14 protein-coding genes are annotated in these 13,564 nt (G+C 65.2%); 4 read left to right on the forward strand and 10 right to left on the reverse strand.

Annotation, left to right across the window (positions count from 1 at the left end):
• Positions 1 to 64: 64 nt before the first annotated feature.
• The 8 genes from BRA471DRAFT_RS21670 to BRA471DRAFT_RS21705 all read right to left on the reverse strand — a co-directional run bounded on the left by BRA471DRAFT_RS21670 (position 65) and on the right by BRA471DRAFT_RS21705 (position 6,120).
• The gene (locus BRA471DRAFT_RS21670) at positions 65 to 688 is read right to left on the reverse strand and encodes a riboflavin synthase (protein WP_007611102.1); all 624 of its coding nucleotides are present in this window, start codon (positions 686 to 688) and stop codon (positions 65 to 67) included.
• Entirely contained in the window at positions 688 to 1,836 is a 1,149-nt protein-coding gene (gene ribD / locus BRA471DRAFT_RS21675; RefSeq protein WP_007611104.1) for a bifunctional diaminohydroxyphosphoribosylaminopyrimidine deaminase/5-amino-6-(5-phosphoribosylamino)uracil reductase RibD, read from the reverse strand. The genes BRA471DRAFT_RS21670 and ribD overlap by 1 nt, the downstream gene beginning before the upstream one ends.
• Positions 1,833 to 2,315, reverse strand: a complete 483-nt coding sequence (gene nrdR / locus BRA471DRAFT_RS21680) for a transcriptional regulator NrdR (RefSeq protein ID WP_007603426.1) — start codon at positions 2,313 to 2,315, stop codon at positions 1,833 to 1,835. Before nrdR ends, ribD begins: the two co-directional genes overlap by 4 nt.
• Positions 2,316 to 2,344: 29 nt before the next feature.
• The gene (glyA, locus tag BRA471DRAFT_RS21685; protein ID WP_007611109.1) at positions 2,345 to 3,643 is read right to left on the reverse strand and encodes a serine hydroxymethyltransferase; all 1,299 of its coding nucleotides are present in this window, start codon (positions 3,641 to 3,643) and stop codon (positions 2,345 to 2,347) included.
• Positions 3,644 to 3,897: 254 nt separating this feature from the next.
• Positions 3,898 to 4,119 (reverse strand): hypothetical protein, encoded by a 222-nt coding sequence (locus BRA471DRAFT_RS21690; RefSeq protein ID WP_007603423.1) that lies wholly within the window; start codon positions 4,117 to 4,119, stop codon positions 3,898 to 3,900.
• A gap of 37 nt (positions 4,120 to 4,156) precedes the next feature.
• The gene (locus BRA471DRAFT_RS21695) at positions 4,157 to 4,393 is read right to left on the reverse strand and encodes a hypothetical protein (RefSeq protein ID WP_007611117.1); all 237 of its coding nucleotides are present in this window, start codon (positions 4,391 to 4,393) and stop codon (positions 4,157 to 4,159) included.
• A 202-nt stretch (positions 4,394 to 4,595) separates the two neighbouring features.
• Positions 4,596 to 5,114, reverse strand: coding sequence for a transcriptional regulator LdtR (gene ldtR, locus BRA471DRAFT_RS21700; protein WP_007603420.1), 519 nt, complete (start codon positions 5,112 to 5,114; stop codon positions 4,596 to 4,598).
• Positions 5,115 to 5,622: 508 nt separating this feature from the next.
• Positions 5,623 to 6,120: a DUF6163 family protein gene (locus tag BRA471DRAFT_RS21705; RefSeq protein ID WP_007611119.1), complete on the reverse strand. Its 498-nt coding sequence runs from the start codon at positions 6,118 to 6,120 to the stop codon at positions 5,623 to 5,625.
• 122 nt (positions 6,121 to 6,242) lie between these two features.
• On the opposite strand from BRA471DRAFT_RS21705, the gene hemB reads away from it, so the two are divergent.
• The 3 genes from hemB to BRA471DRAFT_RS21720 all read left to right on the forward strand — a co-directional run bounded on the left by hemB (position 6,243) and on the right by BRA471DRAFT_RS21720 (position 9,125).
• Complete coding sequence (hemB, locus tag BRA471DRAFT_RS21710; protein WP_007611121.1) at positions 6,243 to 7,304, forward strand: porphobilinogen synthase; 1,062 nt, start codon at positions 6,243 to 6,245, stop codon at positions 7,302 to 7,304.
• 356 nt (positions 7,305 to 7,660) lie between these two features.
• A complete protein-coding gene (locus tag BRA471DRAFT_RS21715; protein WP_007611123.1) occupies positions 7,661 to 8,200 on the forward strand; it encodes an RDD family protein in 540 nt (179 codons plus the stop codon).
• 148 nt (positions 8,201 to 8,348) lie between these two features.
• Entirely contained in the window at positions 8,349 to 9,125 is a 777-nt protein-coding gene (locus BRA471DRAFT_RS21720) for an arginyltransferase (protein WP_007611125.1), read from the forward strand.
• A gap of 116 nt (positions 9,126 to 9,241) precedes the next feature.
• Here BRA471DRAFT_RS21720 and BRA471DRAFT_RS21725 read toward each other — a convergent pair whose 3' ends face one another.
• The gene (locus BRA471DRAFT_RS21725; RefSeq protein ID WP_007611130.1) at positions 9,242 to 10,594 is read right to left on the reverse strand and encodes an Nramp family divalent metal transporter; all 1,353 of its coding nucleotides are present in this window, start codon (positions 10,592 to 10,594) and stop codon (positions 9,242 to 9,244) included.
• Between the two features lie 167 nt (positions 10,595 to 10,761).
• Here BRA471DRAFT_RS21725 and BRA471DRAFT_RS21730 point away from each other — a divergent pair, with 167 nt between their 5' ends.
• Entirely contained in the window at positions 10,762 to 12,006 is a 1,245-nt protein-coding gene (locus tag BRA471DRAFT_RS21730) for an MFS transporter (protein WP_007611135.1), read from the forward strand.
• A 144-nt stretch (positions 12,007 to 12,150) separates the two neighbouring features.
• Here the strand turns inward: BRA471DRAFT_RS21730 and BRA471DRAFT_RS21735 are convergent, their stop codons facing one another.
• Positions 12,151 to 13,410 carry an adenylate/guanylate cyclase domain-containing protein gene (locus tag BRA471DRAFT_RS21735; RefSeq protein WP_007611136.1) on the reverse strand — a complete coding sequence of 420 codons (1,260 nt, stop codon included), beginning with the start codon at positions 13,408 to 13,410 and terminating at the stop codon, positions 12,151 to 12,153.
• Positions 13,411 to 13,564: the final 154 nt, after the last annotated feature.

Raw genomic sequence — 13,564 nt, forward strand, 5'->3', positions numbered from 1 at the left:
CCGTTCCACAGGGGTTGGCGCTATGTAGTCGCCACCAGCGGGTAAGCCAAGTTTAAAGACGCCGTCACTTCATTTCCGTCAGCCGCGCCGCATAGCGGGCCATCAGATCGACCTCGATATTGACGTCATCCCCCGCCTTCCAGCCGCCGATCGTCGTGACCGTGAGGGTGTGCGGGATGATCAGCACCGAAAAGGTCACGTCCTTCACCGTATTAACCGTCAGCGACACGCCATCGAGCGTGATCGAGCCCTTGGTCGCGATGAACCGCGCCAGCTCCCGCGTCGTGGAGAGCTCGAACCGCGCCATGTCGGGCAGATCCTCGCGGCTGACGAGGGTCGCGATGCCATCGGCATGGCCGGCGACGATATGCCCGCCAAGCTCGTCGCCGATCTTGAGCGCACGCTCGAGATTGAGCCTGGTGCCGACCCTCCAGTGCTTGGCCGTCGTCAGCGCCAGCGTCTCGGCCGCGGCATCGACGTCGAACCAGGTCCTTTGAGCAGAGTCCTTGCCGCCTTCGACACCGGAAGCAACCACCGTCAGGCAGACGCCATTGCAGGCGATCGAGGCGCCGTCGGCAATGCTGGTCTGGTCGTAGCGGCAGGCGATGCGCAGCCGATGCAACTGGCCCTGCGCCCTCGGTGTGAAGCCGACGATCTCGCCGATATCGGTGACAATGCCGGTGAACATTACGCGCGCTCGTAGATGGTGAGAGTATCCTGATCGAAGGTCTCGCTAGCATGAACCTTGTAGGCCTGCGACTGCGTGATTTTCGACAGCGGCAATGCAGCGAGCGCATCCACCCCGTCGGCGCCCACCGCCTCCGCGCCGCGGAACAGCCAGATCTCGTCAACGAGGTCGGCGGCGATGAAGGACGCCGCGACGCGGCTGCCGCCCTCGACCATCAGCCGCGTGATGCCCTTCCCGGCCAAGGCATGCAGCACGGCCGCAAGATCGAGACCCGAGGCGTTGCCGGGCGGCACCCGGATCACCTGCGCGCCGGCGGCACCGAGCCGCGTGGCGGCCGCGGCCTCCGCGAGTTCAGAACCCACCACCCACAGCGGAATCTCGCGCGCGGAGCCAACGAGCTTGCTCGCGCCGGGAATGCGCAGGCTCTGATCGAGCACCACGCGCACCGGTGAGCGCGCCGCCATGCCCGGCAGGCGGCAGTCGAGCTGCGGATCGTCCGCCAGCACCGTGCCGATGCCGACCAGGATGGCGTCGCTCGAGGCGCGCAGAAGATGCACCCGGTCGCGCGCCGCCTCGCCGGTGATCGCGACCGGCTTGCCGCCGGCTGCGCCGATCTTGCCGTCGGGCGAGACCGCGAGCTTCAGGATCACATGCGGGCGGTGATCCCTGATGCGACGGAAATGCCCGGCATGATCAAAGGCGGCTTCGCGCGCGCACAGACCCACATCCACCGTGATTCCGGCGGCGCGCAGGCGCGCATGGCCCTGACCCGCGACTTCCGGATTGGGATCCTCGATCGCGGCCACCACCCGCGTGATGCCGGCGGCGATCACGGCGTCGGCGCACGGCGGCGACTTGCCGACATGCGAGCACGGCTCCAGCGTGACGTAGAGCGTGGCGCCGCGCGCGGCCTCGCCCGCACGCCGTAGCGCTTCAGGCTCGCCATGCGGCCGTCCGCCTGGTTGGGTCCAGCCGCGGCCGACGATCACGCCGTCCTTGACGATGACGGCGCCGACGGCGGGATTGGGCCAGGTACGTCCCTGCCCGCGCCTGCCGAGCGCCAGCGCAAGCTCCATGAAGCGCCGGTCGGCATCCCTGGACTCGCGCGCCTTTTGCGCGAATTGATCTTCCAGGATGCGGAAGATCATTTGCGGATCGCGGCGAGCCGCGCTTCCTCCTCACCGGAGAGCTCGCCAAGCACGTCGGCGAAATCCTTGGCCTCGCGGAAATTGCGGTAGACCGAGGCGAAGCGGACATAGGCGACGTCGTCGAGCGTGCGCAGATGCTCCATCACGGTCTCGCCGATCACCTCCGAGGAGATTTCGGCCTCGCCCCCGGTCTCGAGCTCGCGCACGATGGTGGAGACCATCTTCTCCACCCTTTCAGGCTCGACCTGCCGCTTGCGCAAGCTGATCGACACCGAGCGCATCAGCTTGTCGCGGTCGAACGGCACGCGGCGGCCGTTGCGCTTGATCACGGTGAGCTCGCGCAGCTGCACCCGCTCGAAGGTGGTGAAGCGGAAATTGCAGGCGACGCACACGCGCCGCCTGCGGATCACGGAAGAGTCTTCGGTCGGACGCGAGTCCTTCACCTGCGTATCGAGACTGTTGCAGTTCGGGCAGCGCATCCGTTGACCTTGACCGGTTGTCTTGAGCCTTACTGATAGATCGGGAAACGGTCGGTGAGCGCCTTGACCCGTTCCTTGATCGCGGCTTCGACCAGCGGCGCCTTGCCGTCGGAAGATTGTGCGATCGCGTTGAGGACTTCGGCGATCATGCCGCCGACCTGCTGGAATTCGGCAACGCCGAACCCGCGGGTGGTCGCCGCCGGCGTGCCCAGACGAATACCGGAGGTGACAAACGGTGACTCGGGGTCGAACGGAATGCCGTTCTTGTTGCAGGTGATGGCGGCGCGAACCAGCGCCTTCTCCGAGGCGTTGCCCTTCAGGCCCTTCGGCCGGAGGTCAACCAGCATCAGATGATTATCGGTGCCGCCGGAGACAATGTCGAAGCCGTGGCCCTTCATCGCCTCGGCCAGCGCCTTGGCGTTCTCGACGACGTTCTTGGCATAGACCTTGAAGTCCGGCCGCAGCGCCTCGGCAAAGGCGACCGCCTTCGCCGCGATCACATGCATCAAGGGTCCGCCCTGCAATCCCGGGAAGATCGCCGAGTTGAATTTCTTGGTCAGCGCCTCGTCATTCCATAGCATCAGGCCGCCGCGGGGTCCGCGCAGCGACTTGTGCGTCGTCGTGGTGGTGATGTGCGCATACGGCACGGGCGAGGCATGCACGCCGCCGGCGACGAGACCGGCGAAGTGCGCCATGTCGACCAGCAGGTACGCGCCGACGCTGTCCGCGATCTCGCGGAAGCGCTTGAAGTCCCAGGCGCGCGAATAGGCCGAGCCGCCGGCCACGATCAGCTTCGGCTTGACCTCCGCGGCCTGCTTGGCGACGGCGTCCATGTCGATGATCTGGTCCTCGCGGCGCACGGTGTAGTGCGCGGCCTTGAACCACTTGCCGCTCATGTTGACGGGGGAGCCGTGGGTGAGATGGCCGCCGGCCGCAAGATCGAGGCCCATGAAGGTGTCGCCGGGCTGAAGCAGCGCCAGAAACACTGCCTGGTTCATCTGGCTGCCGGAGTTCGGCTGCACATTGGCGAAGTTGGCGCCGAACAGCTTCTTGGCGCGATCGATCGCGAGGTTCTCGGCGACGTCGACCCACTCACAACCGCCGTAGTAGCGCGCGCCCGGATAGCCTTCCGCATATTTGTTGGTCATCACCGAACCCTGCGCTTCCAGCACGGCACGGCTGACGATGTTCTCGGAGGCGATCAGCTCGACCTCGTGACGCTGGCGGCCGAGCTCGCCCTTGATGGCGGCTGCGATTTCCGGGTCAGCCTGCTCGAGCGAGGCGGTGAAAAACGAATCGGGCGCGGAGGCGGTTTTGGCGAAGGTCATCTTGCGAATATCTCCACCGCCGCAGCCGTTTGGTGGGCTACGGGCGGGTCTGGTGTGGCGATCGGAAGCGGCGAGCGCGATCTACCACATCGCCCGCAACAGGCCAAGGGTTTGCGGGTCGGACCTGTGATTTATGCAAGATATGGTGGGATTGGAAAATTGGACGACCGGCCGGCATCCAGTCGTCCATGCCCGGGAGGGTCCGCTTTGCGCTCGAAACGCCGCGGTGCGACCGGCTGACGTCCGGCCGGCCTCTAAAGCCCGGTATACCCCGCCTTCACGGGATCCACACTGCCGTCGAGCTGCCGCAGATAGGTGAGGCCGCAAACCGTCAACCTGTGGGTGTCCTTCTCGCCGGCTTCCATCAAGGTGTTGAGGTAGTTCGTCACCTTTTCCCGCGCCTCCGCGCTCGCCGCAGACGTGCGGTTGGCGAGCAAATCGTAGGTATGCATGATCCGGTCGATGGCAGCTTCCATGGCACCCTCTGGTTCTTGCCGCGTTTGGGAGTTGAGATCAGGCAACCGCTTTGGCCTCGGACTGCGCCTCGAACCTGACGATGGCCTTGTTGGCCAGCCTGATCTTGTTGAGTTCGCCGCGCTGGAGCAGCTTGATGACGATTTCGAGCAGGCGTTCGTCGGTGACGAGGGTGTCCCGGATCGCGCCGGAGCGGCGAAGATAGTTCGCGGCGATGGCGTAGGCCTCGCTCACGAGTTCCACGTTCATCACCCCCACGCCACGCTCGACCAGCATCGTCCGCCCTCCGATCGAAGAGGATAAGCGCCGAACCGGGAACTCGTTCCCTGCGGTTGGGGATTTTTTTCGCAACCGCGAAATGGAAAAACGCACCGGTCCGGGCAGAGCCGGGCCGGCGCGCTTGGGGAAGCTCAGGCACGTTCGGGAGGCTTGCCGGTCTTGTTGTGGGCCGGCTTGGCCTTGTCCCGTCGAAAAGAACTCAGAGACGATACAGGATCTGGTCGGTCCAGAACCGCTCGAGGCGGTGCAGCGACTTGTTCAGGGTCGAGAACTCCTCGCCCGAGATGCCACCGACCTGCTCGACCGTCTTGACGTGCTTCTGGTAGAGCGAGTCGACGATGCGGCGGACTTCCTGGCCCTGCGGCGTCAGGCGGATGCGCACCGAGCGGCGATCGACGCGCGAGCGCTGATGATCGAGGAAGCCCAGTTCGACGAGCTTCTTCAGATTGTAGGAGACGTTGGAGCCGAGGTAATAACCGCGCGTGCGCAGTTCGCCCGCGGTCAGCTCCTTGTCGCCGATGTTGTAGAGCAGCAGCGCCTGCACCGAGTTGATGTCCGCACGGCCGCGGCGATCGAACTCGTCCTTGATGACGTCGAGCAGCCGGCGATGCAGCCGCTCCACCAGAGTCAAAGCTTCCAGATAGAGCGTCTGCACCGAACCCTGCTGGCCGGAGACGCGCTCTGCGGTATCTGCCGCAGTTGCGACGGCTTTCATCATGACACTTCCCCTGTTGTCGTTTTTATCGACACTCATTCGACGAAACTTGTGTCCCGTCTGATAGGTGCAACTTAAGGGGGCTCGTTTGAAGATCGGCTTAAATAAGAGAATAAAGAGATCATGAATTTAAGACAGTGAATTGCGGATTAAGCCTGTGCCACAAGCACTTTTCGCAACTCTCTGTTGACTCTCGCAAGGTCCTGTTCACCCTCCGTCCGCCCCGATTGTCGCATTCCAGAACAGCCCCGCCCCGTTTCGAAACGGCCGCGTAAGAGCTGTGGCGGAACACGCTGGTTAGCGAAAACTTACGTCGAATTTTACGCAACCAACCGTCAACCAAGCGGGCACAACTGCGCCCTCGTGTCCCGGACGAGCGCAGCGAAGATCCGGGACACGAGGGGCCACAAACGCGCTTGTGGAGAGATGGGCCCCGGCTCAGCAGCGCATCACTGCGTGCTGCGCAGCGTCCGGGGCAAGAGAGAGAGAGAGAACGTTGAAATGACTTCGCCTATGGCGGCCGTTCGCGTGCGGCCATCCAGGCGAGTGCGAGATAGGCGGCCAGCATGAAGGCTTCGACCCCGACCACGACCAGGCTGCCGCCGTAGATGCCCGGGAACATCAGCTCGATCACCGCCATCGACACTACGGTCGTCAGCCACACCACGGCGCCCCAAGGCGTGGCCAGCCACAGCCCAACCGCGGCAACGAGTTCGATCACGGCGAAGTAGATGGTCGAGGCCTGCCAGGCCATCGACTGGTTCTCGAAGGCCTCGTCCTCGCCGCCGACGAAACCGGTGACCTGAGCCCAATGATAAAGGCCCTTGAGGATCGAGAGCAGCGCCATGACTCGCAGGAACAGCACGAGCCGGCGCGTCCAGACATTGTCGTCGGACTCGGCTCGCTCCGACGAGATCGCCGCCACCGACATTGCACTGTCTCGGGCATTGTCTCGGACGGCGTCCCTGGTGCTGTCGCGGGCCGCATCGCGGGTGGAAATCTCGGACATGCCCCCTTCTGGCTGCTTTGCCCCGCAAAATCAATCGGCTGCCATCTTTTGCGGCACGTCAAGCCGCGGTGACGGGAACCATGCGAGCTGGTATAAGAATAATTCCAGCCGGAGGAAGAGTGATGGCGATCAAATACGGACGTCCGATCGAATTGCGCGAGGTCTCGCGCCGGGATGGCACTGGGGCCTCCCCTGCCCTCGATCTGACCGTCCGCCCGCGCCGCAACCGCAAGGCCGAATGGGCCCGGCGCATGGTGCGCGAGAACGTGCTCACGACGGACGATCTGATCTGGCCGCTGTTCCTGATCGATGGCAACAACAAGCGCGAGCAGATCGCCTCGATGCCGGGCGTTGAGCGTCTCAGCGTCGACCAGGCCGTGCGCGACGCCGAGCGCGCGATGAAGCTCACCATCCCCTGCCTCGCGCTGTTTCCCTACACCGACCCGTCCCTGCGCGACGAGGAGGGCTCGGAAGCCACCAACCCGAACAATCTGGTCTGCCAGGCGGTGCGCGCGATCAAGAAGGAGTTTCCGGAGATCGGCATTCTCTGCGACGTCGCGCTCGATCCCTTCACCAGCCACGGCCATGACGGCCTGATCTCCGACGGCAAGATCCTGAACGACGAAACCGTCGCCGTGCTGGTGCGTCAGGCCCTGGTGCAGGCCGAAGCCGGCTGCGACATCATCGCGCCGTCCGACATGATGGACGGCCGCGTCGCCGCGATCCGCGAGGGCCTGGATCGCACCGGCCTGCTCGACGTGCAGATCATGGCCTATGCCGCAAAATACGCCTCCGCCTTCTACGGCCCGTTCCGCGACGCCATCGGCTCGGCCAAGACGCTCACCGGCGACAAGCGCACCTACCAGATGGACAGCGCCAACACCGACGAGGCGCTCCGCGAGGTCGAGCTCGACATTTCCGAGGGCGCCGACATGGTGATGGTCAAACCCGGCATGCCCTATCTCGACGTCGTCCGCCGCGTGAAGGACACGTTCGCCATGCCGACCTTCGCCTACCAGGTCTCCGGCGAATACGCGATGATCGCGGCCGCCGCCAACAATGGCTGGCTCGACGGCGACCGCGCCATGATGGAGAGCCTGCTGGCGTTCAAGCGCGCCGGCGCCGACGGTGTGCTGAGCTATTTCGCACCGAAGGCAGCGGAGAAGCTGCGCGCTCAGGGGTAAGGTACGCTACCACCGAATATCGTCCCGGCGAAGGTTGGCACCCTGCTTCCCCACCGTCGTCCTGGCGAAAGCCAGGACCCATACCGCGTGATCTATCGAGAGCACGCGGTATCGATACCGGCGAAGGGATCAACTCCCAGTGTTCGCCAAATTTCTCCTTGGGGTGATGGGTCCTGGCTTTCGCCAGGACGACACGGAGGGTTTGGCACGCCGACACCGTTCCTTCCACCTCCCCCGCCCCCGAATCGCCGGAATATTTCGGCTTGTTAATGCCGGCGCCCTTGGCACGCGGACGGCCTGTTCCCATGTCCTTCCACGGGAGTCCTGCCACGGGAGTTTCCCTCGGGAGAACGGTCATGTCGTATTCGGACTCGGGCAATGCCTGGCGCAATGACGGTGGGGCGCAGCCGCATGCTTACGATCCCTATCTGCACCCGGAACTGTTCCGCGGTGTTGCGACGCGGCGGGTGTTCGCCTTCCTGATCGACATGGTCGTGATCTCGGTGCCGGTGATCCTCGGCTACCTCTTCATCGCGGTGTTCGGCGTGGTTACGCTCGGCATCGGCTGGGCGCTGTTCTGGCTGGCCTGGCCGGCCTCCGTGATCTGGGCCATCGTCTATTACGGCGCCTGCATCGGCGGTCCGTCGTCCGCGACGATCGGCATGCGCGTGATGGATCTTGAGTTGCGCACCTGGTACGGCGCGCCCGGCTATTTCGTGCTCGGGGCCACCCACGCCGTGCTGTTCTGGGTCACCGTCTCGTTCCTGTCGCCCTTCGTGGTGCTGGTCGGGCTGTTCAACGGCCGCAGGCGCTTGCTGCAGGATTTCGTGCTGGGAACGGTCGTGATCAACAATTCCGTTCGCGCGCCGGTGCCTCAGGGCGCCAGGACCTATTGATCAACGACCTACTGATCAACGAACCCGGATCAAGGACCTATCAACCTGAACCCGCTATGCTGTCCGATCTGACCTGCCGAGTAGACCGATTGACCGGGGGCTTTCGTAGCGCGATGCTGATGCACATTTTGGAGGCCCACGACGTCCCTTGACCCAGCACTCGCGCGACACCCCACAATTTTACCTCACGGCGCCGTCCCCCTGCCCCTATCTGCCGGGCCGGCACGAGCGCAAGGTGTTTACGCACCTCGTAGGTGAGCGCGCCGGTGATCTCAACGACCTCCTGACCCATGGCGGCTTCCGTCGCAGCCAATCGATCGCCTACCGTCCCGCCTGCGACCAGTGTCGCGCCTGCGTCTCGGTCCGGGTGATCGCCAACGAGTTCCGTCCGTCCCGCAACTTCCGCAAGGTGATTTCGCGCAACGCCGACATCATCGGCGAGCAGCGCAGCGCGGTGCCGACCTCCGAGCAATATTCGGTGTTCCGCGCCTATCTCGATTCCCGTCACCGCCATGGCGGCATGGCCGACATGACCGTGCTCGACTACGCCATGATGGTCGAGGACAGCCATGTCGAAACCCGCATCATCGAGTACCGCAAGCGTGGTCCCGACAGTGGCATCACCGGTCGTGGCGAGCAGCTGATCGCGGTCGCGCTGACCGACGTGCTCAGCGACGGCCTGTCGATGGTTTATTCGTTCTTCGAGCCCGGCGAAGTCAGCCGCTCGATGGGCACCTTCATGATCCTCGACCACATTGCCCGCGCCCGCCGGCAGGGATTGCCCTACGTCTATCTCGGCTATTGGATCGAAGGCTCGAAGAAGATGGACTACAAGGCCCGCTTCCTGCCGCAGCAGCGCCTCGCGCCCTCAGGCTGGCTGCGCATCGACGCGCAAGGCGATGCCGCGTCCGAGCCGCAGGATTAGCTCTCCGTCATGCCAGGCGAAAGCGGGGCATCCAGTACGCCGCGACGCCTCGGGTCATTCACAACTGTCTCTGGAATACTGGGTCGTCCGGTCGAGCCGGACGACGACAGCCGTGTTCACCCGAACAGCGTATCTGCGAGCAGCTTCAAGTTCAAAATCACAATGATGCCCGCGACGATCCACGCGATCGCCGCGACCCACACCGGTATGACGAACTTGCCCATCTTGCGGCGGTCGGAGACGAAGCGGACCAGCGGGATGACCGCGAAGGGCAGCTGCATCGACAGCACCACCTGGCTGAACACCAGCAGATCGGCCGTGCCCCGCTCGCCATAGATCGCGGTGACGACGATCACGGGAACGATCGCGATGCCGCGCGTCAGCAACCGGCGCGCCCAGCTCGGCAGGCGCAGGTCGAGAAAGCCTTCCATCACGATCTGTCCGGCGAGCGTCGCCGTCACCGTTGAATTCAGGCCCGAGGCGAGCAGCGCCACCGCGAACAGCGTCGAGGCGATGCCGAGGCCGAGCAGCGGAGACAGCAGCTCGAAGGCCTGGCCGATCTCGGCGACGTCGGAATGGCCGCTCTTGTGGAAGGTTGCGGCAGCCACGACGAGGATCGCCGCGTTGATGAACAGCGCCAGCATCAGAGCGATGGTCGAGTCCGTCGTCGCCCATTTGATCGCCTCGCGCCGGCCGGTGTCGTTGCGCTCATAAGCGCGCGTCTGCACGATCGAGGAATGCAGATAGAGATTATGCGGCATCACGGTTGCGCCGATGATGCCGATCGCGATGTAGAGCATCTCGGGGTTGGTGAAGATCTCGGTCTTCGGCACAAATCCCCTCAGCATCTCGGCCACCGGCGGTGCTGCCGCGGCAAGCTGGACCGTGAAGCAGACAGCGATCACGACGAGCAATGCGATGACGAAGGATTCGAGGAAACGGAAGCCGCGGTTCATCAGGATGAGGAGCAAAAAGGCATCCAACGCAGCGATCAGCGCGCCGCCGATCAGGGGAATGCCGAACAGCAGCTTCAGGGCGATCGCCGTGCCGATGACCTCGGCGAGATCGCAGGCGATGATCGCCGCCTCGCAGGCGAGCCACAGCATGAAGTTCACGGCCGGCGAATAGGTCGCGCGGCAGGCTTGTGCGAGGTCGCGGTCGGTGACGATGCCGAGCCGTGCCGCCAGCGATTGCAGCAGGATCGCCATCAAATTCGAGAGCAGGATGACGGAGAGCAGCGTGTAGCCGAACTTGGACCCTCCGGCGAGATCGGTCGCCCAATTGCCGGGGTCCATGTACCCCACCGAGACCAGATAGCCCGGGCCGACGAAGGCGAGCAGGCGCCGCCACCACACCCCCGCGATGGGGAGGGCGACCGAGGCATTCACCTCGGCCAGGCTCTTGGTGGCAGGCGCGTCATTGCGCCAGCCGGCGGCATCTCGGGTCAGATCGGGAGAGCGAGCATCCATGCGGCGAGAATACCGAAGTCGAGCCTTATTGCAACTCATTTGCAACTGCATCTAGCCGCATCGGTCCCTCGGCGGTCGCTATTTGTGGCCCCTGTCGGGAAGCGGGTGGGTTTGGCGGTCATCGGAGGCGGATAGTGGCGCCAACCCGACTTTGCAGGAAATGAGCCATGTCAATTCCCCCGCACCTCCCCGAGACATTCAACCGCCTCGCCTGGTCCAACCTGGCGGCACAGTCGGCCGAACAGATCGCGCTGGCCGCGGCCCCCATCGTCGCGGTGCTGACGCTCGGCGTTGCCGAGGGCCAGACCGGCCTGCTCCAGACCGCGCTGACCCTGCCCTTCGTCCTCTTCGCCATCCCGGCCGGTTTGCTGGCCGACCGCATCTCCCGCCGTTCGCTGATGGCGGGCGCCGAGGCGCTGCGGGCCGCGGCCCTTGCGGCGATCGTGCTGCTGCTCGCGCTCGGCGCGCTCAATCTGCCGCTGCTGGCGCTGCTCGGCTTTGCCGCCGTGTGCGGCACCGTCGTCTACAGCGTGGCCGCGCCGGCGCTGGTGCCCTCGCTGGTGAGTTCGGACCTGTTGCCGGCGGCCAATGCGCGGATCGAGCTCGCACGCACCATCGCCTTCGCCAGCGGCCCTGCGCTCGGCGGCGCGCTGGTCGGGTGGTGGGGCGCGAGCCCGGCCTTCGGCTTTGCGGCTGCGCTCTCCGCGATCGCCGTCGTGCTGCTCTCCGGTATCTACGAGCCCGCCCGCACGTCGGCACCACGGCGGCATCCGCTTCAGGACATCCGCGAGGGCGCGGCCTTCGTGTTTCACCATCCGCTGCTGCGGCCGGTCTTCATCACCCAGTTCATCTTCAACACCGGATGGTTCCTGCAGATCGCGGTGTTCGTGCCCTACGCCGTGCGTCACCTCGGCCTGAACGCGGTCGGCGTCGGCACTGTGCTGACCATGTACGGCGTCGGCATGGTGATCGGCGCGCTGTTCGCCACGCGGGTGATGAAGCGCATCGCGTTCGGCACGGTCGTGGGCCTCGGCCCCGTCACCGGCTTCGTCGCCGCAATGGTGATGGCGCTGACGGTGCTGGTCCCCTCGCCCTTGCTTGCGGCCTTGAGCTTCTTCCTGCTCGGCGTCGGGCCGATCCTGTGGGTGATCTCGACCACGACGCTGCGCCAGTCAGTGACGCCGCCTCGCCTGCTCGGCCGCGTCTCCGCCATCAACATCATGAGCTACGGCGCCCGCCCGGTCGGCTCGGCACTGGGTGCGATCGTCGGCGGCCTCTGGAGCGCGGAAGCGTGCCTCTATCTCGCCGCTGCCGTGTTCGGCGTGCAGGCGCTGGTCATTTGGCTCTCGCCCGCGGTGGCGCTGGACCGGCAGCCCGACATGGTGGGCGATGAGGCGGCGGCGCGGTGTTAGGTGGCGTCGTCCTGGCGAAAGCCAGGACCCATCACCCCAGGGAGCAGTTTGGCAAAAATCGCCAACTACGAGTCTTCGCAAAACTACAGTCGGTGGTTATGGGTCCTGGCTTTCGCCAGGACGACATTGAGGGAGCAGCGGCACTTAACTCGCCAGATACCGCTCGTAGCTCCCCGTCACCGGCTCGCTCGCGTCCACCTCCGGATCGAGCGTGTAGAGATCCTGTGCGCGGCCGATGCCGCGCAGCGCGTAGCGGCCGGTGGAGACGAGATAGCGGCGGCCGGCGGCATCGAGGCCCTTGTAGAATTCCGCCGAGGCCAGCAGCTCGCGATCGACCGAACGGCTCATCGAGGCAATGCGACTGACCTCGTTCACGGTCGGACCGACCACAGTGAAATCAAGCCGGTCCTCGCTGCCGATATTGCCGTAGAAGACTTCGCCGACATGCAGGCCGATATAGGCGGACGTGGTGGGACGGCCCTCGGCGCCCCGCCGCAGATTGAGCGCTGCAACGTTCTTGCGGAATAGATGCTCGGCGCGCAGCGCCGCGCGCCGAGCATGCGCCATGTCTTCACCGGTGAACATCGCGAGCACGCCGTCGCCGATCAGCTTCAGCACGTCGCCGCCGGCGTCGTGGATCGCATCGATCACGGCCTGCGCATAGTCGTTGAGGAACGGGATGATCTCGTCCGGGCCGATGCTCTCGCTGATTCCGGTCGAGCCGCGCAGATCCGAATACCAGAGCACGGCGTTGATGCGCTCGGTGACGCCGCGCGAGATACGTCCGCTCAAGACCTGCTCTGACGCGTCGCGGCCGAGATAGACGCGACCGAGCGTGCGCGCGATGTCGACCTGCTGCGCCGACTTGATCGCGAGCCCCAGCACCGGCACGAGGTCGCGCAGCGCTGCGAGCTCGGCGTCGGCGAAGCCGCTGTCGCGTCGCGTCGTCCAGGAGGAGTAGAGGCAGTCCATCTGCCCGAGCGCTCCGGTCTCCCCGAAGCGATGCACAAAGGCCAGGAAATGGCGATGACCCGTTTCGGCGAGCTCGCCGATCTGCGAGAAATCGAGCGAGGGCGCGTCGGCGAGGTCGATCACCATCTCGTCGTGACCATGCTCGAGCAAATGATAGAACACCGACCGGCGCCAATTGTTGGCCGCGTCGCCCTCGGCCGTCGAGCCGTATTCGACCACGTCGCTCTCGTTGGTCGGCGTATCGCTCCAGCGGAAGGCGCGACCCTCGTAGATCGGGTGCAGCGTATCGATCACGACAAGCCCACGCGACAGTTCCAGCCCCTCGGCGCGGCAGCGCTCGCAGAAGCCGCGCAGCAGTTCGGGTTCGGGCAGGCCGGTGAGCCCCTGGCCGGCCAACCAGTTCATCAGCGCAAGTCGCGAGGTCAATTGCATGCGCCATTATGCCGTGCATTCGTGACGAGCGAAAGGCGGGGCGCGGAGCTCGCGGCCAAGGCTCCCGCCAGCGGCCAAGGCTCCCACCCGCGGCAGGTCGCATATGTCGCGGACGCTGTTGACGCGCTCCCGCCTCGGGCGGCAAATGCGAATG

The organism is Bradyrhizobium sp. WSM471 (genome assembly GCF_000244915.1).
Lineage (GTDB): Bacteria > Pseudomonadota > Alphaproteobacteria > Rhizobiales > Xanthobacteraceae > Bradyrhizobium.